Below are 19,936 nucleotides of genomic sequence, written 5' to 3'. Positions count from 1 at the left end.
AAGACTTACAGCCCCAAGACTTCTCCCTGTGATGCTTCCCGCAAGCCGTCCGGGCCCACAACGTAGTAGTCGCGGTGCTCGTTTCTCCACGACCCGCTCCTGATGCGCGCCTCTATCCGTGTCCCGGGCAGCGCCCTGAACACCCACTTGGCGCGGTACTTCCGGCGCTTGCTGTCATACACCTTCTGAACTGGGTCTACAAATTCTCTTTCTACTCCGCCGCCGGGCCTGTCCCTGACAATTGCCACGTATGCCCCGCCGTTCTTGCGCGGGTCGTACCACCCGTCAGTCTCCAGCACGATTTCTATTCCTTCTCCGACCCTTAAACGGCGTTTTATTTCTTCCGCTACAGCAGCCGACAGCGCCTTCAGTTCGTCCAGGCTGAGTTCCGCCAGGTTCAGGTTCAAATTCATTACTGCGGCGCCCCTGAAGGAGCGCCCCACCTCCCCCCGACCAATCTGTCTGTTAACCATCTACTCGACCAGAGAATTACCACTCCGTGATGACCTCCACATTTTCAAAGCCCATAGCAGCCAGCTTCTCGCGGACAGCGAACTGCAACCGGCAGGCATCCGGAGCGGTCTTTGCAACAATTACGACCCAGCGTTCGTTGTCAGGCTCACTGCACATAAAAGCATCTATACAGTGCAGGTCTCCCCAGTCGACGGCGTCATCAACAGAACCGGGGCCCAGTTCCCGGAGCGCCTTCTCAGTACACCATCCCAGGAGCTCCAGCTTGTTTTCGCCCTTTAGTCCCACTTTCTGCCAGCACAGACCACCTTCAGAAGGAGCCGGAGGAACTTCCCCTGCGACGTAGCACCACCGCCCGCGGCCTACATAATACCGGCCACAGGCATCCAGAACCCCGTTCCAATACTGCGTACAGTCCAGCTCGTCTATGTCGTCCACGTCTTTGTGCCGGGCTATTTCTTCTACCATTGCGCGATAAAGGTCGTCAGGCGTAGCGCACCACCCCCGGACGTATACCCTGCCGTTGCAGTAGGTCAGCTCCAGATATTCTGAAACCCCTACCGGACCTTCATTGGTCATCACCAGTGCTAGCTCCAGCTTCCTGCAGGCTTCTTCACTCATCCTCACTGATCCGGCCAGAAACGACCGGTATTGCGTGCGTTCCACCACCGTCACTCTCCTTCCTGGCCGCTCTTTCCCAGTGAGCACCACTTCCGGCTTGCTATGTAGTCCGCCAAGTGTACCAGCTCGACCACACTAAGTCTGGAAAACAAACCTATCCGCGGCTTCACCGGCCCCCATATGCCCATGTGCCCTCTGATAAGGGCCATTACCTTTTTATACGCCCTGCGGCCTATGAGTTTCGTGTGGGCCCTGTAATACTGCTCCGGCAGCAAAGGGTGCTCCTTCACCGTACGCCCTTCGCCTGTCCCGTGCTTGAGAGTGTCGTGCAGGAGCAGGGCCGCGACGATAAAGTCGCGGCTCTTTTCTAAGTGGGGGTATGCGCGCAGCAGGTCTAGAGCCACCCTGACGGCCGCCTTCGTGTGCCTCACCAGCCCGCCCTCCCCCTGCGCCCACCCAGGATGATACTTCCCGGAGGAAGAAGCGGGGACGCGCCAGAAATACTCCGGCGCGTCCCTTAAACAGGCTTCTACAAATTGACGCACTTTCGCATTTTTTACCAGGCTTAACTCTTCACCCAAAATTTCGGGTCCCACCAACATCACCGCTTTCTTTAAGCTTCATAGTGCCGGCCTGTGTAAGATATGCAGCCACAAATTTTCTGATTACGTCTTCACACCCCGGAAGCCGAAAAGCTTTTACTTCGTAACACGCTCCGAGAGCATCCTCTTCGAACGCCAGCGCAAATTCTTCCACCCCTTCCGGCTCAGGAACGTCTTCTCCTGTCTTTTTGTCCCGGTACATTATCAAGCAGGGGTTGTGCATCCCCGGCCGGTCATACTCGTATGCCTCTACTTTTGAGTCCGGGCCCAAATATGCGTTGATGGCTTCCACGAGAATGGAGCGCACCACTTCCGCTTCCGCGGGCACCAGCTCCCCATCACTGAACCCGTACTTGCTCCGCATTTCCAGGTAGTAAGACACGGCAGCATCCTCCTTCGACAATTAAAAGTGGCAGTCCACGAACACCAGCGCGTACCTTTCGGGGTTCGCCAGGGCCTTCTCCAGCGTCTCCCGCCCAACTTTCGTGCTGTCATCCGGTACGCTGAAAAACCGGGCGTCGAAAATATAATCCCCTGTCACAAGCTTTAGAGCCGTTTTCAGGCACCATCCAGCGTAGCCGTCCAGCACGTCGGTCTTCCAAATCCGTTCGAGCGTTACCGCGTCCATTACCAGAGGCCACTTCCAGTCTTCCGCCCACACTTCTATCTTGAGGTCCCACAGCAGGGCCTCCGCCGCCCTGAGCGGGGCGTCCTTATACTCATTCAGCAGCTCCCGGAACCGTTCGGGTTCTTCTGCTCCCAGGACAACACCCCTGCCGGGGAAGTCGTCCTTCCACCGCCCAGCATCGTCCCGGGAGCACCAGTCGAAGGCGATCCCCCTGTAGCGGTTCATCGCATTCAACGCCACCGCCCGGGTCTCCTTTTTGACCCTGTCAAGCTCCCCGGCTGAGGCTCCCGGAGAAATCTTGACAGGTACCTCTACAAGCAAGCAGTGCAGGGCGTGCATTGTTACCCCTCCCCACAAAGAGTTTTTGGCCGGAAAGATTGCCCGGCCCCTCTTTTTGCTGTCCGGCGGCGGTCATGCCGCGCCGGACGACATTCTCGTGTCCTCCCCTTCGCACCGAAAGGCCCGCCATCCGGCACAAAGGGCAGAACACGCAAAAACTTGCTGAAAGGGGCCGGACTTGCCGGCCCCAGCCGCCAAATCAAAAATGACAGTCCACAAATACAAGTGCATACTTCGCCGGATTTTCCAGCGCATTCTCCAGTGTCGAAGCCCGTATTTTAGCGCTGTAATCCGGAACGCTGTAAAACCCCGACTCGAAAAGGTATTCCCCTGTAACCAGCCTAAATATTTTTGCTAAGTGGTCGTATACGCTGCCGCCCTTCTCCCATATCTCTTCAATTAGCTTCCGCGTAACCCCAATTGTAGCCCTGCGCCGCCCGCTCCAGTAAATAGGCTGGCCAGAAGCGTTTACTACATCTACGGGTTCCTCCTGCTGGAGCACTTCAATGTCTCCTTCGATTTCTTCCCGGGTACGCCACTTCAAATCACAGTACTCCACAAAATCCATCAGGCTCAGCGCCCTCTTTAAAGGCATGTCCTTGAACTCCAGCAGCAGTTCCTTAAAGCGTTCAGGGTCTTCCGCCCCGAGGACAACACCCCGACCGGGAAATTCGTCCTCCCAACCACCGGCCCCTTCTTCTTCGTAATAGTCAAATACCTGGCCCTCGTAGGAATCCAAAACCTCGAGTGCCTTCTGCCGGACTTCCCACTTTACCTCGTCCACCTCCTCAGCAGTTAAGGCGGACACGTCAATCGGCGCGCCCACTTCGACAAGAAAGCAGTGCAGGGCGTGCATAAAATCCCTCCCCTAGTCTTTGTGGGGCTGGCAAATATCTGCCGCCCCCCTCTAAGACCAAAATGAAACAGAAGAGGCTGGCGCTTCCGGTTGCCAGCCTACTCCTGTAGCAGCGACTCTTCTCGCTTAGCAGGTCCCTGCTCACGATATTTGATAGCCTCACGCACCTTCTGCGCTGCTTCTCCCAGCGTCTCAGCCAGACTTGCTATGCCGAGAGCAGGTGCTTCATAAAAAACGTTGCTATTACTTATCCAACGTGAAGCTCTAACCGTGTTGTCCAAACCTTTTAGCCAGCAGTCCACTTTGCCATACAAAGGAAAATTCTTACACTCCAGTGCGTCAAAAGGACACGGTGTGAAACCCAATGGATGTCCAGCTTGTATATCAAAAAGCCGGTCAACGGTATTACAATACACTGATGATAAAAGCGCTTGCTTCAAATGTGATTTCTGGGGCCATTATTTCTGCGGGTGGCAGGGAGTCAGGGGGCAAACCTACGACACATCGTTAACAGCCGGCCCTCTATCGCTGAGCTACTCCCCTGCACCCAACAACCCGTGGCGCTCAATTACCAAACTATTTGTTGCCTTCGCCAGCTTTCTCCCCCCATTGTTTACGTTTTTTTTATCAGCTCGTCCAGCCAATCAGGATGGTAAGCACCGGGAAATTCGTATCCCAAAAGTTCGTAAGTATCGTCGGGCATTAGTCCGCGAACTATATAGCTTCCATGAGGAGCAGGAATTATGCCAACTATTTTTTCTTCTTTATCTAAGTGGATAGAGAAAAAATCTCCACCCTCCCAATTTGCTTCAAGTGGCCGCACGGAAATCCAACAATTACCATCCACTTCCCGGTTTGCAGTTACCAGAAAGCCTACAACGGGCTCTTTGGTGATCAGGATGTTGTACTCTGAAACTATTTCTCCACTTAACTGCTTAAATCCAGTCATCCCCCAATACCTCCTCCCTTCTGTAGAGTCGGTAATACGTCGGGGCATGTTCTCCCCGCCAACCCTGTATAGTCGGGCCGCCATCCCTCAATCTTGTAGGAGTCCATAAAAGGGTTATAGGTTCTTTCTGCCTGCCTTCTCAGCCAGCTGACCACCGCCTTTCGGGTTTCGGGGAGGCAATCGCCAGTCCAGACGTCGTCCATTACGGCGTCATCCACAGGATGCTCCGCTTGCTCCAGCTCCAATTGAGCATTGCAGACCCCGCAGCAAGCAGTCTCGCACTCGCGCTCGTCCCAGCAGGCAACGTACTCGCCGTCCTGACCACGATATACGCTGAGACGCAGGTAACTTAAAGCAAGAATGAAATAAAAGGTCGGCTAAGTATGGGATGCCGACCTCTTTAGACCGCGATATTTATTATTGCCACTAAACACTGGTTTCCTGCCTGTACCTAAAACCTCGTGCCTGCCTTTTATAAGTCCCGGAAAGCAGCGGCTTACACAGGCTCGCCAGCTGCCTCCAAATATATTCGCAGACTTTCAATAACCCGCTCCGCGACCAGTTCTACAAACGGTCCCAAGTCTCCGCCCACAGATGCTGTCTCAAGGGTCTCTAGGTACCGCATCCGCTCTTCTTTCCTGATTACTGCAGGCGGATACCCGTCCGTCATCAAGGAAAAGTTCATGAGCAGCCGCGCAGTCCGCCCGTTGCCATCCATAAACGGGTGTATCCACACCAGCCGCCAGTGTAGCCAGGCGGCGCGTCTTATCGGGTGTTCACCCGCCATCCCCGCGTACTCCTCTACCATCCTGTCTACCAAAGCAGGTACATCCCAGGCCGCCGGGGGTACATGTTCGCTGCCTGCTATTCGCACCCCACCCCGGCGGTACCGGCCTGCTTCCTCCGGGAGCGTCGACTTTACTACCAGACGATGCACCTCACGCACCAACCCTGCAGTCAACGGGGTTCTGCTCCGTACAGCTTCCTCCAGCCACAAAATCGCATCCCGGTGGTCGACCACTTCCAGGTGCTCTCTGAGCGTCTTACCACCGACCGTTAAACCGTCCAAGAGCACAAGGCGTGTCTCCCTAAGGTCCAGCGTATTACCCTCGAGTGCCGTCGAATGGTGCGTCCATTCTACTGTGAAGTATTCCCGGAGCCTCGCCAGCTGCGCACTTGACAAGGGGCGGAGGCCGTCCAGTCTTCTCTTTAGGTTGAAGGCCATTTCAAGTTTCTTTACTAAGGAACTTTTCATGATTTCTCACCTTTGGAGTACAACCGTAACACTCGTTTAACTTATTTTACCACAATGGAGGTCGCTTCCATCAGTACCACCCCACAACCGCATTTGTGAATCCTTCACAAGCGGGCTCTAGACAACGTCTTCCTGGAACAGCCACGTTCCCCCTCCTCTTAATCTTTGCGGTTCCGGCACGCCAGAACCTGCTCTCTTACTCGTCCCGGCACATCACGTGTTGCCGGAACACCAGAACTGCTGCCTTGCCTTCTGTCCGGCTATTCCCTCCGCCCAGAAGGCAGGGCAGCAGCGCCCCGCCGTCCCGCCCTACCGCTTCCGGCACAGAAAAGGAACTTCCAGTCTTGCCGCCCAAAAGGCCACCGGACATCGGTCCGGTTCCTCAGGGCACCCACTACCACACGACCTTTGTGCCGCCTCTACCAGCGCCACAAGTGAAGTGTAATATGGCTTCTCTTCAGCTCCGTAAAGCATGGCCATCACCGGCCAGCCGCAGCCAAATTCCTCTATGTCGCCCTCGCCTAAAAGGGCGTCAATTATTTCGTTGGCCCATTCCCGGGCCCGGGGACCGGTGTAGGAAATACCATTGCATATGAACCCGGCACCCTTACCCCGGACCATTTCTCCAAGTTCGGAAATGCAGTCCCTGCAGACCTGTTTTACTTTTCCATCCACCTCAAGGAGCAGTAGGTTGCCGTATCCCCACGGGTCGTTTTCGTTAGGGGATTCCGGCACGCTCTTCTCGCAGACACCACAGTGCCATAGATAGAAACCATCAATGTTCACCAGCGTTGCCCCCTTACTCAATTGTAGAGTGAGCATAAAGATGCTCCGCCTGGTCCAGCTCCAGCTGGGTATTGCAGACCCCACAGTAGGCAGTCTCGCACTCGCCCTCGTCCCAGCGAGCAACGTAGCCGCCGTCCGGACCGCGCTCCACGCTGAGACGCAGGTAGCTTAAAACAAGGGTGAAATAATCCTTGTTGCCGCACTTAGGGCACGCTATTTTCATCAAAATCCGCCCCCTTCAGCAGCCAGGCTGTTGCTCTAGCAGAAATACGCCGTGGCGCTCCGGGTCCTCCCTGAAGCGTATCCCCAGTTCCTGGCACACCTGCCGGGCCTGCTCAATGTCGAAGCCCTTCCACACGTTCCTGCAAGCGCACACGACGCACTTCTCCTGCAGCAGCGGCAGGAACTTGTCCATAAGATTTCCCACTATCCACCTACTAGCCTCCGCCCCGTGACAGTCGCCATAAAATCGCGCGTGGATCAAAGCGCTGAATCCCGCACGCGCGACACCAAGTTCCCCGCCGCCATGGACCTTTACCCGGAACTCCCACGTGCGCCGGAAGAGTTCTTCAGCCGTCTCGGGGTCGCAGTACGTGTCTACGGCGTTGCCGTAGCCGTGCAGGACCATCTTCTTCCTCGTTAAGCGCGAACGGCCGACGGAGAGAAAGTCCAGGCCGCTGTGGTAGAACCCCAGGGGTCGTACGCTATATTCTTCATCAAATAACTCATAAAAACCGGCCACTTCTCCGGCTTTGACTAAACCGCATGTTTCTTGCTCAATCAGTCCCTCCGCACGCTTTCTCTGCTGCCGTCTTTCTTCCTCCCTCTTTTTCTGCTCCTCGACAGCGGCCATGTACCGCCTCCGCCGCTCCGCGGCCTGCTCTTCCAGAGTAACGACGTTCACGTCGTACCCGGCAGCACGGAGAATATCAGGAGCATCCCCAAACAGCCTCCACCTGGGCAAGGCAAAAAACATATCGAACTCTTCCAGGACATCTTCGCCCCAGTACTGCTTGTTCAGCTTGTTCCAGGTGTCCCGGTCTATCCTCCCCTCATCACCACCGGCCAGGCGGTAGCGCGCCTCTACCGGAGGAGGGCTGTTCCAGAGCTTCTCTTCTGCTTCCTCAAACCTTATTACATCTCCGGGGCTTACTTCTTCGATAAGTGTTATAACCATAAGACCGCAACCTCCCCGGTTCTGGTACATTAATACCAGCCAACGACTGCATTTGCGAACTCTTCACGCGCAACCTTCAACTCGTTCGCCAGCACAGTCCGGTACTGCCACGCCTTCTCCCACTGCATCAGAGAAAGGTCGCGGCCGCACACCTTCCAGCTGATTTCCCGGGCCAATGGATAAAAATCATACACATCTCCGTCTGCCTCCCACAGCCCCCTGAACCACGGCGCATAAACTGGACTGTGGGTCAGAAGTCTCACTATCTTTTTGGCTTCCTCTATTATGCGGTCCAGGCCCTCTATGAATTCCTCGAACGTCATCACGATGTAGCCCATTTTATACCCCCCTTGTTAGAGCGCCCCGCACGGACAGTCCGCGCGGGGCAGCGCCTTAACTAGCCAGCACCTTTCTCGACGCCTCCAACATGACCTTGCGGAAGTGCCTCCGCGGGACCCGGATGCCGGCACTGCGGAGGACCTCCCGCGCCAGCCCGTACGGCTCCCGGCCGCGCCGCGCCGCACCCCTGAACCGCCTGTCCTGAACCAGGACTTCCACAGCGGCCTCCAGCGGCACCCGGGAACCATCGCTCCGGTAGGCCGCAGCCTCACCATCTACGTGCTCAGCTGGCTGGCCAGCACGGCCACCACCGCAAAGGCGGAACATCGCTTCCCTTACATCCTCTGGGATCAGCTCGGCAAGGGCAAACACGCTTTTTCGCCCTCCTTTTTTTGCCCGGCATGCCCTGGTTAAAGCTGGCAGGCCAGCGCATGCCGGGCTGCTTTCTTTTCCTCACAAAGAAAAGTCGTTAACGCACACCGCGAAGAGGACTTCCAGTAGAACCCGGTGTCCTCTCCCTATATCTTCTGGGAGAGTGAAACTCATGTCCTCCAGCTCTTTCTCCCACTCCTTCCGCCGGCACGCGCGCCGGCTCTCCTCCTTCTTTCTGTCCGGCACCACCCGCGTCGCCGGCTTCCTCAGCCACAGCGACCTGGGCAGCCTGAACTTCCTTTTTGTGCCCGCAAGCGTTATTGCGCTCACAGTCGCTCCCTCCCGGGCGGTCAGTTTTTTGCGGCCCATCAACGGGCACCCCGACTACCGCACACAAAAGACCCTTGCAACCTTACGCATGCACCAGCTCACACGCAAAAGCAGAAGCACCAGCCGGAACACCGGCTCAGGAGCGTTCCATACCCACTCAGCCAGGTGGTCCCTCCAGGTTTCCTTGCAGCACTTCTCCAGCACCCGCTTCTTCTTTCGTCCCCCACGTGCGGTCGGCTGCAGCGCTGGCCCCAAGGGCCGCACCGCCCGGGTGAACTCCACCGTCCGGGCACTCATGCCTATCCCTCCCAGGACAGCTTTTTGGCAAGGAGAAGGCTGTCGTGCAGCCCCCTCCACCAGGCGTTCCCGCCTTCCCCTCTCCCCTGTGCACCCCACAGGGGAAAGGGAAAGGCGGGAGAGCCCCGCCAGCCCCTACAAACAACTGCCTTACTCCGCCCCGAAATGCCCCGAACAGCGCAGTCCGTCCGCCGCCTTCAAGGGGTCGCCCACGCGCCTGAAGCTCTCGTAGTACCGCCCCGACCGGCTGACCCGCACCTCGAAGCCGAATACCTTCGGGTCCATCCCCCGCCCGGCCGCCGCCCCGGCGGCACACAGGTCCAGAAGGTACGCAACGCTCTGGGCGTACACAGTCGCCGAAAACACGTCCGGCCCCGGGGGGATGCCGCCGCGCACGTGGGGCCGCACGAAGGTAAACCCCTCCGGCAGGAAAACAAGCCCCGCATAAAGGAGCGCGTTCTCCAGCGCTTTCTCACTCGCCTTCTGCCCCGGCAGCAGCCTCCGGAAGTGGCCGCACACCTGATGCGCCCGCTGCTTCTGTTCCCCGTTCCCGCACCGGTACCCCGACCGGCCTTCATCTATTTGCACTTTCGCGCTCCGGGGATACCGGGGCCGCAACGCGCTAGCCGCAAAGCCACCCTTCCTTGCCGGTGACCCCGGCGGGCTACCCTGGGAGCGCTCACGTGTGCTGTTGCCGCCACCGGACCTTCCCGGAAGGAACCTGCAGCAGGCGTCTGCCGCCACGGCGAGAGCGTACAGGGCCTGGATTTCCTCCAGTGGGTTATTCCACCTCGGATCCCGCGCTGGGACGAACCTGAAACCGGTGCTCCCGCCGCCGTTCAACCACCACCTGGTAAGCAGCATACCGCCCTGTTGCTTCACGCGAACCGCAACGTAACCGCATGCCCTCAAGAACGAACTGGCCACCCGGGCGACTATCCCCTCCGGCGGCAGCCCGAACTCACGCCCGAGCCAGGCCCTCAGGCACACCCCCCACGCACGGCGCACCGAACGCCCGGTGTACGGATTAGAGTACAGGAGCTGTATTAGCGTTTCTCTGAAGCCAGCCTCCTCTTTCTTCCGGCATTTTTCTTGTTCTTCCCTGAGACGGTACGCCTGCGCGGCCAGAGCCGCCAGCCGGCAGAGGAGGGACCTCACCAGACCGCGCTCCCTCTCTATCCGTCCGGCGGTCTCTACTCCAACAGGAAGCCCGGCTTCTTCCATGTCCGCAAGCACGGCCGCCACCCGGTCGAGCGCCCACCCCGCATCCCTGAACGGACACAGGGCGCGCACCTTCTCCAAAACGTCCCCTACCAGAGCGTCGAAGAGCTTCAAAAGTCGCCCGTTATGAAAGTCCTTAAAAACTCCGCCCAGGACTGCCTCCGCCCGAAACCCGGCCGCCGCAAGGACCCCTCTGACGCCGCGCACCTTTGCGCTGAGCGACTGCAGGACGCCTATCGCTTCCGCCGGCGTCCCGCACCCTACCACTCCCGCCTTCGTCCTCTGGAACCAGTGCCTCAGCACATGGTATGTTCCCGCTCTGGCTATACCCTCTTTGCCAGGGTTGCGGCTGATTGCCGACAGCACGTATTCTGGCCCGTGCCTGTAAACCGCCTGCCTGAACAGCTTGTCCCAGTACCCAGCCTCCCTGCTGCCCAAATCCTCCTGCCGGCTACCGCTGTAGACGTTGAAGCAGTGAGCGTCAAGCCAGACCCGCCAAAACCTCCGGTACAGCAGCGCTGCAAACTGCCACATCTGGCTGTAAGCCTCGCTGTCGCTCACTAGAATCGGGAAGCTTCCGCTGGCCAGCATCTCTAGTATCCTTTTGACCTCCGCCGCCTTTTGGCTTACAGCCGCCTCTTCTGCCTTCTTTAGGTACTGCTCCCTTACAGCAGGGTCCAGTTCCATCCACCTCACGGGCCGTGAAAACAGCTCCAGCCACATCTTCGGAACATCGGGCCTGAGCAGGTCTCTGCCTTTCCCTGACTGCGCTGCCTTTCCCTCGCTCCCTGCATCCAGTTTCCTTTCCTGTCCGTTACTCCAGGCAGGCATCCCCTCTTCGCAAGCTCGCCTATTTTCCCGACTCCTGCCATCAGGCCCGGCAAGCGGTCTGCTGCCGGCCGGTTTCTGCGCGGCATCAGCCAAGGTCACCCCTGCATATTCAGCTAAACATTTCCTAATTCTGCCCGCACGGGTATGAATGTAAGTGGTCCAGTTTTTCTGGTCCCATTTATCGCCAAATTTGATGCTTGTTTTTAATACGTCCAATACCCGGTCCCATTCGTTAAGAACGATATTTCGCAGGGAATCTCTGCACAGACAGGCAGAACCGTGGTCCAGCCTGTTTTTCAACCCTACTTCAAGCCGTACCCCCGAATCATCCCAATATAGGCTCCATAACAGTAACAGCAAAACAAGTTCTTGGTGCTCCCGCAGTAGCGCGGTAGCGTATTCCCTGACATGTCCGTGCAGGTATTTCGCATAAACAAACAGCCAGTACTTGGGTACGAGGTACTTGCAGTCCCATAAAGCTTCCACGTCTCTCCGCGTGAAGAGCTTCCCGGTTCGCATAAAAACATCTTCAACGACTGGATAGTCAGCCAAATTTCTTATCTCGGCTGTAAAGGGGAATTTGTTCTCACAGAGCTTTTCTAACAGCTTTATTTTTTGGCCTTTCTTTTTCCTGGCCCTGAATATTTGGAAAAACTGTTGCCAGACCTCAAGGTCTGTACGGCCGGCACGGGACAGCGCTTCCGCTTCCAGGTCCTCCCATGCCGCCGGCCCCTTCCACTGATTCGTGCTGCCGGATTCCATCCCCCATCTCCTCCTCAGGGCCTGCCCTAATTCACCAAAATTGGCAAGCAGCCCCGATTTTAAACATCACCGCCCTGCTGCTCCCTCCGGGAAAGTGTCGGGAAGGACAACAGGGCGGTAACCCTACCGGTAGCACACAGAATGGTTCATCCTCTTATCGCATCGCAAAGGCGTCCTAACAGCTGAACTCCTGCCTGTACAGCACCTGAAGGCCACAGCAGGCCAGGAAGATGATCCTCTCGCACAAGTCACCATCCGGAGAGCCGTATACTTCCTGGTACCACTCCATCACGGGGCGGGGTTCCCCACAGTACCGGCACGTATCGTGCTTTACCTGCTCAAGAGAAACCACCGGCACTTTCAGTGCATGCTCCATGCGGGGGTCAACACCGGTGAAGTATTCCCGCGGCACAACATAAGCGCTGCGCCCCCGCAGAAAGGGCACGTCCCTGGTGTAATCCCCGACCCCTGCCGAGAGGAAGTGAAGCGTGCCGTCCTTCGGCCTGAAGCAAGGGCTCCATTCCGGCCACCTGCCGTAGCCGCCGTCAGGCGTGACCACTACCCCGCGCTCGAGCAGCTTGAACACGCCTATCAAGAACTGGATTTCTTCCTTATGCTCCCGGAGCTTCCTGAGCCGCTCGCCGAGCCAGTCAATTTCCCTGTCTAGTTCCGGCAATAGCCCGGAAAGGGACTCTGAAGAGGGCGGCCAGAGCTTCGGCCCCCGCACCCGGCCGCCCTCCGGAAGCATTTCTTCCAGCCCATATATTCTTCCGGTGTCGACTTCGTACAATGCCACCCTGCAATGCCCGGTATATTCCTTCACTGCCTGCTCCGCTCGGCTCCCGATATAGAGCCCGGCGGGGACATCCCTATCAAACACGACAGCCACTTTGGCCAGCCTCATCTCCCAAACACCACCTCCAGTGCCTCACGGTCGTCCCCCTTCGCACTGTTAAACAGCGCCACCCGGTCGCTGAAGGGCAGCACACCGCCAGGGTCTTCGTCTACAACAACCGAATACACGCTGAACTCCTTCTCCTGCTTGACACGCTGGAAGCGGGTGATAAATTTTTCACTCACGGCACACAGCCCGTCAGTAATAAAGACAATGTCGCCTTTTTTGTAGGCGCTTTTCCCCATCAGTTCCACTGCCCTGCCCAGCGGGGCTTCAAAATCGGTGCCCCCACCGAAAAAGAAAAGGGCCGCTTCTGCTACCTCCACCGGAGACGCCTTCCCGGGCTCAGGAAATTCGAAGACCTTCAGCTCCTCCTTGTTCCCAAAGTGGATGCAGGCAAAAGCCCTCCTCTCACGCACCGCCACCTGGAACAGTGCGAGCATCACGGCCTTGGACCAAATCTCTTTGACGCCCTCCATGCTGCCCGAGCTGTCCAGGCAGCATACTATCGGGCCCCGCCCTTCGCTCTCCTTCGACCGCAGCTCGTACTGGAGCAGCTTCCCTTCGGTAAACCGCCGCAGAAAGTCCTTTTTCAGCAGGGGATGGCCCAAATAGCACAGCTCCGAAGGCAGCACCCTGGCAAGGCTGCTCCCCAGCGTGATGCCCACCAGCTCGGCCGGCTCCTGGCGCTTCCTGGTCTTCCTCTTGTGAAGGGCAATCCTGATTATCCTGCCGGCCATGCGCGCTATCTCCCTCAGCCGGTAATCAACCGCCATCCTCTGAGCCAGCTCAAATTTTTCCCGGGAATTCTTCAAGAGGTGCGGTTGCCCCGGGGACGTCCCCCAGCTAAACGCCTTCACGCTTTCCAGGCTCTCCTGCGCCTTCTCCGCAGCACGGCCCGCGACCACCCTCACCCGGTCGGGGTTTATCTTCCTCACCGCAGCCGAAGCAGCCCGCTCGGCCTGCGCTATCAGATTTTGCCCTTTCTGCCTCAACTGCTGGGCCCGCTGCATCATCTGCTGCGCTGCCTGTCTCTGGCCCGCCTGTTGTGCTGCCTCAGCAGCCATCTGGAGGTTGGCTGCCTGCCTCAGGAACTCGCTGGCTTCCTGTTCGTACCGGAAGGCTTCTTTCGCCTCTTCAGGTATCAACCTGGCAAGCTCCGGCGCCAACGATACCGCCCCCAGCGCTGAACCCCATTCGTCGAACCTGGTCGTCTGCCGCAGGTCCTCCACCTTCGGGAGGCCCAGCACTTCCTTCATGATGGCCTGGTTCACCCTGAGAGAAGGCGGCACCTCTTCCAGTACTTCGGGCCGGGCTTTGTACAGCCCGGCCCACACATCGCGCAGCAGGACATCTGCCGTGGGCACCTTCTCCATAAGCTCTTTTTCTACTTCCCGCAGCCGCTCCGCCTGGCGGTATACTTCCCCGTACAGCCGTCGGTCGTAGCGGTCCGTGTTCAGCACCGTATCAGCCCTTTCAGGGGCCATTTAGTTCACCCCCAAACCGCTCTGGCAGCAAGTGTCTTCCTAGCGACACACTACTACCCGGCGAAACTTTATTGAGTCGCCGGTTTGAGCTGACGCCCGGCACAGCCTTTCTAAACCATGAATAATCTCCCGGAACACTTCCACGACCGGCATCCTCGCAGCCCTCACCTCCACACAATCCGGAGGGGCACAGGGATTTATCCCCGCCACCGTCACCGCAGTCCCGTCGTCACGCCAACATGTCCACGTCTTCTCGCAAACACGCCTCATGAAAGCGAATACCCACCGGTACAGCAGGTCGCCCAGTATGTCTACCCTTTTTTCGTCTGCCGGCAGCGGAAGCTCATTGGAAAACTTCGACTCCACGAACAGCCCCTTTTCCGTTACCCCGAAAACAATACCCCGGTCGCCCGCGGATAATACGCCGTTTGGACTATGCTTTATGTGGAAACCCAATACCTCGCCGTCTTTAGCACAGTAGAGCGCAACCGGATGCATTACGGACTGAAACTCCGCCTTAATGACTTCCAACTCCTGCAGCAGTCCCTCCGCATCCCTTGCAGAACATTCCCCGCTAAAAAACTTCTCTAACCGGGGAAAGCTGCTCCTTCGCGTGCCGTCCTCCGACCTTCCGCATATCACCTCCCGGAAGGCGTCGCAGTAAGCATAAGTGCCCAGCACTACAGAAATACCGGCGGCGTGCACATATGCCTCAATTCCCATAGCTTGACCCCCTATTCCGAACATGGCTCAACCGTACCGCGCCAGTAAAAATCAGCAAAACACTATCGGGTCCCCCGTTTCTTCCGATGCCCTGCAAAGTTCCTCCATGGTGTCGATGAGCTCCTTGAATACTTCCGATGCCGGCATCTCACCCTTCTTTATGACGACGCATCCCGGAGGAGCCCCGGTCGGAAGCCCTTCTATGGTTACTGTGGCGCCGTTTGCCCGCCTGCACTCCCAACTGTTCCCACCCTTCCACTCCATCAAGGCAAAATACCACCGGTATTCAGGCCGGCCGAATATGTCCCGCCTTATGCCGTCCACCGGAAGGTCAACCCTGGTCGGGTCCTCCGACTGCACCACCAGGCCTTCTTCGGTCACGCCAAAACCAAAGCCGTTGCCGTAAATGAAAATACCCGCTTCAGAGTACTTCTCGCGGTAGTCGAGGACGCTGCCCTGCCCGTCGCAGTACAAAACAACCGGATACATCACACCTTCGAATTCTTTCCTGATGGTCCGGAGCTCTTCCAGCAGTTCCACTGCCTCTTCCGGAGAGTAGTCACCGTCGCAGTCCGAATGGTTCTGAAGCAGCGGGAACCGGCTGCCCCAGTCCCCGTCTTCCAGTTTGTCGCAAACGGTGCTGCGGAAGCTGTGATACCACCCGTAGCTGCCTATCTTCACAAACAGGTCGGCAGCATCCACATAGGCCTCAAGACCCATAACAAGACCCCCTTCTTACATGTTTGCACAGGGCGGGCATAATGTCGCCCAGTGCATCCCGGCTAAAATGCAAAGGGGGTGCAGTTCGCTGCACCCCCTTGGAATCTTTGAAAAAAGCAAGGAACCGCGTTCTTACATTTTTAGGCGGTTCCTTTCGCTTATCGCTTTTTTCTTAGCCAGCAAGTATTTCACGTCTTTTTCCCGCAGTCCCGGCTTCGTACGTATCATCGTGTCCAGATCAGCCACCACGATTTTTACCCCGTCTATCTCGTGTGCTTCAGTACCAGCGTTTGCTACAGTAACATCTCCAATCTTCGCCATCAGGTCTACGACAATTTCATCTGCGACTCTTACTACCGTGTAGTTCTGTACATCCTCGTCCCTGAGCTCTCTTACAGCCCCATCAGGCAGATAAGCCAGAGCTTCCTTTATCTTCCGTACGTTTTCAGGAGAAGAGTCTATCAGCAGGTCAATATCATGCGTCATGCGTGGCAGCCCGTGAAAATTTATTGCGATCCCCCCGACCAAAATATACTTTACCCCGGCTTCGTTTAGCGCCTCACAAAGCTTCTTTATGTCCTCTTTGCCGGGAAGCCTGCTGTAGGCCTTTCCCCGAGAAGCATTCTTATCCTCCACTGTTCCGCCTTCTCGAATGTTTTAAACCGGTAAACTCCCTTCGGCACAAATACCTGATCCTTGCGAAAGCTCCACGCCAGTTCGCAAAATTCGTCCCACTGCTCCCACAAATCTTGTCCCTGAGGAGGTCTCCTGCTGCCTATAACCTTCATATCACTCGCTCCCTTCTGCCCGCTCAGCCAACTTGTTACCTTATTTTACCACAACACCTGCGTCCAAACAACCCAAAGACCTCTATTACCTTTCCTTAAGGACCTTACTCCGCATGCGTGCCGGGCTGTCGCGCACCCCGGCACTCCGAGGCCCATACCCTCCCCGTGACCCGGCGCCCCTTTCACCGGACCACGGGCAGGGCACGCGCCCCGCCCCTTCTCTTACACTGTCACACTGTCCACTTCGCTCGCCAGCCTGTCAGCCAGCACGCATTTCTCTAAAACGTCCGGTTCGTCAAACCCAACAAACGCACCTATTTCGTGGCGCCCGAACGGCCCCGTGGCGTAGCCGCCAAACACCCGCAGGCCGTGCTCCCGCCACTTCTTCAAAACGGTTTCCGCGAACCGCCACGCATCCCCTGACGTCACAAATCCCCATTCACGCGCTATTCGGGCGTCCTCTGGGCATTCGGACTCAGGATTCACTATCTCTATAGCCAGAAGGATCCCCCGCTTTCCGTCCGGAAGCTGGACAGCATAAGCAAAAAGCGAAATCCTCTCCTCCAGCTTCTGCAACCACGCACCTTCGCTTTCGGAAACAGGAATAACGCTATCCGGCAGACAACTGATAGGTTCACCAATGCTGGACGTTAGGTAAGTAATTCGCGTAATGTCTTCCCAGCCATAACGACACATATGCATGCCTCCTATAGAGTAATCCTGAGGCACTTTGTAAGAACGTCCTTGATGTACGCCTGTATCCTCTCTTTGGGGGCCTGCACGTCCACGTTCAACTTCTCCAGTTCGTCCAGCCTGTTGGCTATATTCTTCAGCTTCCCGTGCGCCTCTACCCCAACGTTCGTGTCCCCACTGTTAACTGCGTTCTCCCAGACCTCCCTCGCCTCCGCCATCAGCTCCGCTACCTCTTGACCGTATGGGTCGACCGTCGCACGCACCACCCGCTGGACGATGTCCCTCTGCTCCGGCGATGTCCATAGGGTGTGCATCAGGACCAGCATGTCCCGCTGGACTTCCGCCCGGGAACCACCGTTCAAGAACGCTTTCGCCTTCACCGCTGACAGCGACTGCTTCCACCTGCGGTCGGATACGATTATCCCTTCGGCCCGCAGCTTGCGCCGCAGCTCAACCATCGCGTCTATTATGTCGTCCCCCAGTTCTACTTGCTCCGCTGCCATGGAAGCTACCGCTATCTCGTCCACTTTCACCGAAGGCCGGGACCCCGAACCGTCCAGCCGCAGCATCTCCGCAAAAGCTCCGTCTTCCTCCAGGTACTCTACCTGGTACCAGAACAAGAACCTGTCTGCAAAGGCCGCCAGCGCCGCCTCCTCCTCACCTTCCGGCACTTCGTTGGAAGCACCAAACAGAGTGATAAGGGGCACCTTTACCGGCTGACCGTCATTGTAAAATATCCGCTCGTTTATAATGCTGAGCAGGGTATTTAGTATCGCGGAGTTGGCTTTGAATACTTCGTCAAGCAGCGCGGTGGTCGCCTCCGGGAGCTTCCCGGCGGTCACCCTCCGGTAGCTGTCCCTCTCTAAAGCTGAAAGGGATACCGGCCCGAAAAGTTCCTCCGGCGTCGTGAACCGCGTCAGCAGCCACTGGAAGTGCTGGCCCCCGTCAAGGCAGGCCGCCAGCTCCGATATTAATTGCGTCTTGGCCGTCCCCGGGGGACCTAAAAGCAGGACATGCTGGCGTGCCACCAGAGCAGTCAAGCATACATCGATTAGCTCTTCACGCTGGACAAACCTGCTGTTGAGGTACGCGCGTACCTCACCGAGTTTTTTCAAAAAGTCCATTCTGGCTCGCTCCCAATTAAAAGATTTTGAGCGGGGTTAGCACCCCGCTCCTCCCGGTCGTTTCTCCCCTATGCCGCCGTTTTTCTATTTAAAAGCTCCACTGCCTGCATTTTCAAAAGTCCCACCTTGTGCCGCAGGTCGCTCAGGTCTTTTTCCAGTAATGCTTCGTATTCCTCAACGTCCGCTATCAGCTTCTTTGTCTCCTCCATCAGCGCTACTACTTGCTTCTGGGTGAGGTCTTCCTGCCTGAGGGCGTCCGCCAGGCTGGCTATCGCAGCGAGCACCTGGTCTTCCAGCTTCTTCTTCACCATCTCCCTGGTGTCCACGCTGTCCACCACGGGAATGGTGAAAAACTCGCACCCCAGCAGCCGCACCAGCCGCTCCAGGGCAAAAAGTTCCTCCCGGTATTTCTCCGGGACGAAGTAAACCCCGCCTGAAGGGCGCACTCCAGTCGGCCTCATGGAAGATAAAATGCTGCTCACCATCCGGCGGACATGGTCGCCTTCATATTTGCCCAGAAGCGCTTCGTACAGCTCCTCCGCCTGCCGCGCAGCCCCCTCCGCAGCCGGGTCGGATACGTGAACCTGCGTGTTTATCCGCCCTGTCTTGCGCACAAATAGAAGCGTGACCGCAGGCTTATAATCCAGCCGCACGTTCCTGGCGTCCACTATTTCTATCACTATCTGCCGGGCTACCCCGTCCCTCGTACTGTTCACTTCCCGTACCAGCAGGTTCATCGACCGGTCCTTGTCCAGCGGTATCCCGCTCCTCTCTACCCTGCTGGTAGCCCTCCTGAAAACGTCCACTTCTTTTACCGGGGGCGGCAGGAATTTCTTGTCCACTCCGCTCTGCTCAAACAAGTCTTCCAGCTGCTGCCTGGTAAGATTGAGCTGTTCGTGTATCGTGTACCAGCAGAGCCGTCCGAGAAAGTGGCCGTCCCTTTCATCTATGGCCACCTTGTTTTTGAGGTCCATCACTTGGACCGCCCTCCTTTTTTGATTTTTGGGCTGCCGCCCTTTCTAGTCCACCAGTGCCCTGACTACCTGGACCGCCAGGTAGCCAAACGCAAAATAGAAAAACCATATGTACCGCCTTTCCACCCAGGCGTCAAACCGCTCCCACAGATCCAGCCAAACGTCTTTCTCCACGCCCTGTTGTAAAGCATCGGGGGCCGCCTGCGCCCCGTCCACCTTCCGCAGCACAACGATGACCCCCTCGGATTAAAACATGGACAGCAAGAAAAACACCGTCGCAGTTACCGCCCTGTCAACCTGCCTCCAGAAACTCTCCCGGCGGACCACAGCCAGCACAGCGCCCGCTGCCTCTATCACCCCGACTGCCCTTAAAGCCCACGTGACTGGTGGAAAGCTAATGCTGGGGCCGCCGAACACAACCGTAACCGCCGCAAACATCGCTATAAACGCCATACATACGACCTTCTCTTCGGGATGGCTCTTCCGCACAAAAAAGTAACGTACGGCAAAAAAGCATCCCGCCAGCACGCTGAACGCCTGAATTGCAGTAGACACAACCGACAGCATTGACTTTCTCCCTCCGGCCCTGTATAATTGGCATGAGAGAGTTTCCAGCCTACCTAAGAGGAATTGAAACCGCTTCCTCGCAGAGGTACCGGAAAACTTCCAGCTTCGTTTCCAGCCTACCTAAGAGGA

29 protein-coding genes are annotated in these 19,936 nt (G+C 57.2%); all 29 read right to left on the bottom strand.

Annotated features, from left to right (window positions below):
- Positions 1-5: 5 nt before the first annotated feature.
- Positions 6-413 carry a hypothetical protein gene (locus tag B9A14_RS08370; RefSeq protein WP_157109874.1) on the bottom strand — a complete coding sequence of 136 codons (408 nt, stop codon included), beginning with the start codon at positions 411-413 and terminating at the stop codon, positions 6-8.
- Between the two features lie 76 nt (positions 414-489).
- Positions 490-1,137, bottom strand: a complete 648-nt coding sequence (locus B9A14_RS08365; protein WP_157109873.1) for a hypothetical protein — start codon at positions 1,135-1,137, stop codon at positions 490-492.
- Positions 1,138-1,142: 5 nt separating this feature from the next.
- Positions 1,143-1,688 (bottom strand): hypothetical protein, encoded by a 546-nt coding sequence (locus tag B9A14_RS08360; protein WP_157109872.1) that lies wholly within the window; start codon positions 1,686-1,688, stop codon positions 1,143-1,145.
- The gene (locus tag B9A14_RS08355) at positions 1,666-2,076 is read right to left on the bottom strand and encodes a hypothetical protein (protein ID WP_084665258.1); all 411 of its coding nucleotides are present in this window, start codon (positions 2,074-2,076) and stop codon (positions 1,666-1,668) included. Before B9A14_RS08355 ends, B9A14_RS08360 begins: the two co-directional genes overlap by 23 nt.
- 21 nt (positions 2,077-2,097) lie before the next feature.
- Complete coding sequence (locus tag B9A14_RS08350; protein WP_157109871.1) at positions 2,098-2,643, bottom strand: hypothetical protein; 546 nt, start codon at positions 2,641-2,643, stop codon at positions 2,098-2,100.
- A 217-nt stretch (positions 2,644-2,860) separates the two neighbouring features.
- Positions 2,861-3,517, bottom strand: coding sequence for a hypothetical protein (locus tag B9A14_RS08345; protein WP_084665256.1), 657 nt, complete (start codon positions 3,515-3,517; stop codon positions 2,861-2,863).
- A 98-nt stretch (positions 3,518-3,615) separates the two neighbouring features.
- A complete protein-coding gene (locus B9A14_RS08340; RefSeq protein ID WP_172839103.1) occupies positions 3,616-3,819 on the bottom strand; it encodes a hypothetical protein in 204 nt (67 codons plus the stop codon).
- A gap of 311 nt (positions 3,820-4,130) precedes the next feature.
- Positions 4,131-4,466 carry a hypothetical protein gene (locus B9A14_RS08335; RefSeq protein WP_084665254.1) on the bottom strand — a complete coding sequence of 112 codons (336 nt, stop codon included), beginning with the start codon at positions 4,464-4,466 and terminating at the stop codon, positions 4,131-4,133.
- 496 nt (positions 4,467-4,962) lie between these two features.
- Positions 4,963-5,541 (bottom strand): Fic family protein, encoded by a 579-nt coding sequence (locus B9A14_RS08325; RefSeq protein WP_231967976.1) that lies wholly within the window; start codon positions 5,539-5,541, stop codon positions 4,963-4,965.
- 376 nt (positions 5,542-5,917) lie between these two features.
- Positions 5,918-6,046, bottom strand: coding sequence for a hypothetical protein (locus B9A14_RS17970; RefSeq protein WP_269456768.1), 129 nt, complete (start codon positions 6,044-6,046; stop codon positions 5,918-5,920).
- Entirely contained in the window at positions 6,031-6,507 is a 477-nt protein-coding gene (locus B9A14_RS08320) for a hypothetical protein (protein WP_084665251.1), read from the bottom strand. The genes B9A14_RS17970 and B9A14_RS08320 overlap by 16 nt, the downstream gene beginning before the upstream one ends.
- A 13-nt stretch (positions 6,508-6,520) precedes the next feature.
- Positions 6,521-6,730, bottom strand: coding sequence for a hypothetical protein (locus tag B9A14_RS08315; RefSeq protein ID WP_084665250.1), 210 nt, complete (start codon positions 6,728-6,730; stop codon positions 6,521-6,523).
- Positions 6,731-6,745: 15 nt separating this feature from the next.
- Positions 6,746-7,684 carry a hypothetical protein gene (locus B9A14_RS08310; RefSeq protein WP_084665249.1) on the bottom strand — a complete coding sequence of 313 codons (939 nt, stop codon included), beginning with the start codon at positions 7,682-7,684 and terminating at the stop codon, positions 6,746-6,748.
- 29 nt (positions 7,685-7,713) lie between these two features.
- Positions 7,714-8,022, bottom strand: coding sequence for a hypothetical protein (locus B9A14_RS08305; RefSeq protein ID WP_084665248.1), 309 nt, complete (start codon positions 8,020-8,022; stop codon positions 7,714-7,716).
- Between the two features lie 55 nt (positions 8,023-8,077).
- A complete protein-coding gene (locus tag B9A14_RS08300) occupies positions 8,078-8,395 on the bottom strand; it encodes a hypothetical protein (protein WP_084665247.1) in 318 nt (105 codons plus the stop codon).
- 81 nt (positions 8,396-8,476) lie between these two features.
- On the bottom strand, positions 8,477-8,764 hold the full coding sequence (locus tag B9A14_RS08295) for a hypothetical protein (protein ID WP_157109870.1): 288 nt from the start codon (positions 8,762-8,764) through the stop codon (positions 8,477-8,479).
- A 15-nt stretch (positions 8,765-8,779) separates the two neighbouring features.
- Complete coding sequence (locus B9A14_RS08290) at positions 8,780-9,121, bottom strand: hypothetical protein (protein ID WP_084665245.1); 342 nt, start codon at positions 9,119-9,121, stop codon at positions 8,780-8,782.
- Between the two features lie 51 nt (positions 9,122-9,172).
- Positions 9,173-11,836 (bottom strand): hypothetical protein, encoded by a 2,664-nt coding sequence (locus tag B9A14_RS08285; protein WP_084665244.1) that lies wholly within the window; start codon positions 11,834-11,836, stop codon positions 9,173-9,175.
- A gap of 175 nt (positions 11,837-12,011) precedes the next feature.
- A complete protein-coding gene (locus B9A14_RS08280; RefSeq protein WP_084665243.1) occupies positions 12,012-12,740 on the bottom strand; it encodes a hypothetical protein in 729 nt (242 codons plus the stop codon).
- The gene (locus tag B9A14_RS08275; RefSeq protein WP_084665242.1) at positions 12,737-14,218 is read right to left on the bottom strand and encodes a vWA domain-containing protein; all 1,482 of its coding nucleotides are present in this window, start codon (positions 14,216-14,218) and stop codon (positions 12,737-12,739) included. Before B9A14_RS08275 ends, B9A14_RS08280 begins: the two co-directional genes overlap by 4 nt.
- 39 nt (positions 14,219-14,257) lie before the next feature.
- Entirely contained in the window at positions 14,258-14,941 is a 684-nt protein-coding gene (locus B9A14_RS08270; RefSeq protein WP_084665241.1) for an Imm70 family immunity protein, read from the bottom strand.
- 51 nt (positions 14,942-14,992) lie between these two features.
- Positions 14,993-15,661 carry an Imm70 family immunity protein gene (locus tag B9A14_RS08265; protein ID WP_084665240.1) on the bottom strand — a complete coding sequence of 223 codons (669 nt, stop codon included), beginning with the start codon at positions 15,659-15,661 and terminating at the stop codon, positions 14,993-14,995.
- A 132-nt stretch (positions 15,662-15,793) separates the two neighbouring features.
- Positions 15,794-16,297 (bottom strand): nucleotidyl transferase AbiEii/AbiGii toxin family protein, encoded by a 504-nt coding sequence (locus B9A14_RS08260; RefSeq protein WP_172839102.1) that lies wholly within the window; start codon positions 16,295-16,297, stop codon positions 15,794-15,796.
- The gene (locus B9A14_RS17125; RefSeq protein WP_157109869.1) at positions 16,234-16,449 is read right to left on the bottom strand and encodes a hypothetical protein; all 216 of its coding nucleotides are present in this window, start codon (positions 16,447-16,449) and stop codon (positions 16,234-16,236) included. Before B9A14_RS17125 ends, B9A14_RS08260 begins: the two co-directional genes overlap by 64 nt.
- A 222-nt stretch (positions 16,450-16,671) precedes the next feature.
- Positions 16,672-17,151: a hypothetical protein gene (locus B9A14_RS08255; RefSeq protein ID WP_157109868.1), complete on the bottom strand. Its 480-nt coding sequence runs from the start codon at positions 17,149-17,151 to the stop codon at positions 16,672-16,674.
- Between the two features lie 5 nt (positions 17,152-17,156).
- Entirely contained in the window at positions 17,157-18,266 is a 1,110-nt protein-coding gene (locus B9A14_RS08250) for an AAA family ATPase (RefSeq protein ID WP_084665237.1), read from the bottom strand.
- A 68-nt stretch (positions 18,267-18,334) separates the two neighbouring features.
- Positions 18,335-19,240, bottom strand: coding sequence for a DUF6744 family protein (locus B9A14_RS08245; protein WP_340631047.1), 906 nt, complete (start codon positions 19,238-19,240; stop codon positions 18,335-18,337).
- A 45-nt stretch (positions 19,241-19,285) separates the two neighbouring features.
- Positions 19,286-19,468 carry a hypothetical protein gene (locus tag B9A14_RS08240; RefSeq protein ID WP_084665235.1) on the bottom strand — a complete coding sequence of 61 codons (183 nt, stop codon included), beginning with the start codon at positions 19,466-19,468 and terminating at the stop codon, positions 19,286-19,288.
- Positions 19,469-19,486: 18 nt separating this feature from the next.
- Positions 19,487-19,807 (bottom strand): hypothetical protein, encoded by a 321-nt coding sequence (locus B9A14_RS08235; protein WP_084665234.1) that lies wholly within the window; start codon positions 19,805-19,807, stop codon positions 19,487-19,489.
- Positions 19,808-19,936: the final 129 nt, after the last annotated feature.

The sequence above is a fragment of the Thermanaeromonas toyohensis ToBE genome (assembly GCF_900176005.1).
GTDB lineage: Bacteria > Bacillota > DSM-521 > Neomoorellales > Neomoorellaceae > Thermanaeromonas > Thermanaeromonas toyohensis.
This window is presented reverse-complemented; position numbering and strand designations above follow the sequence as displayed.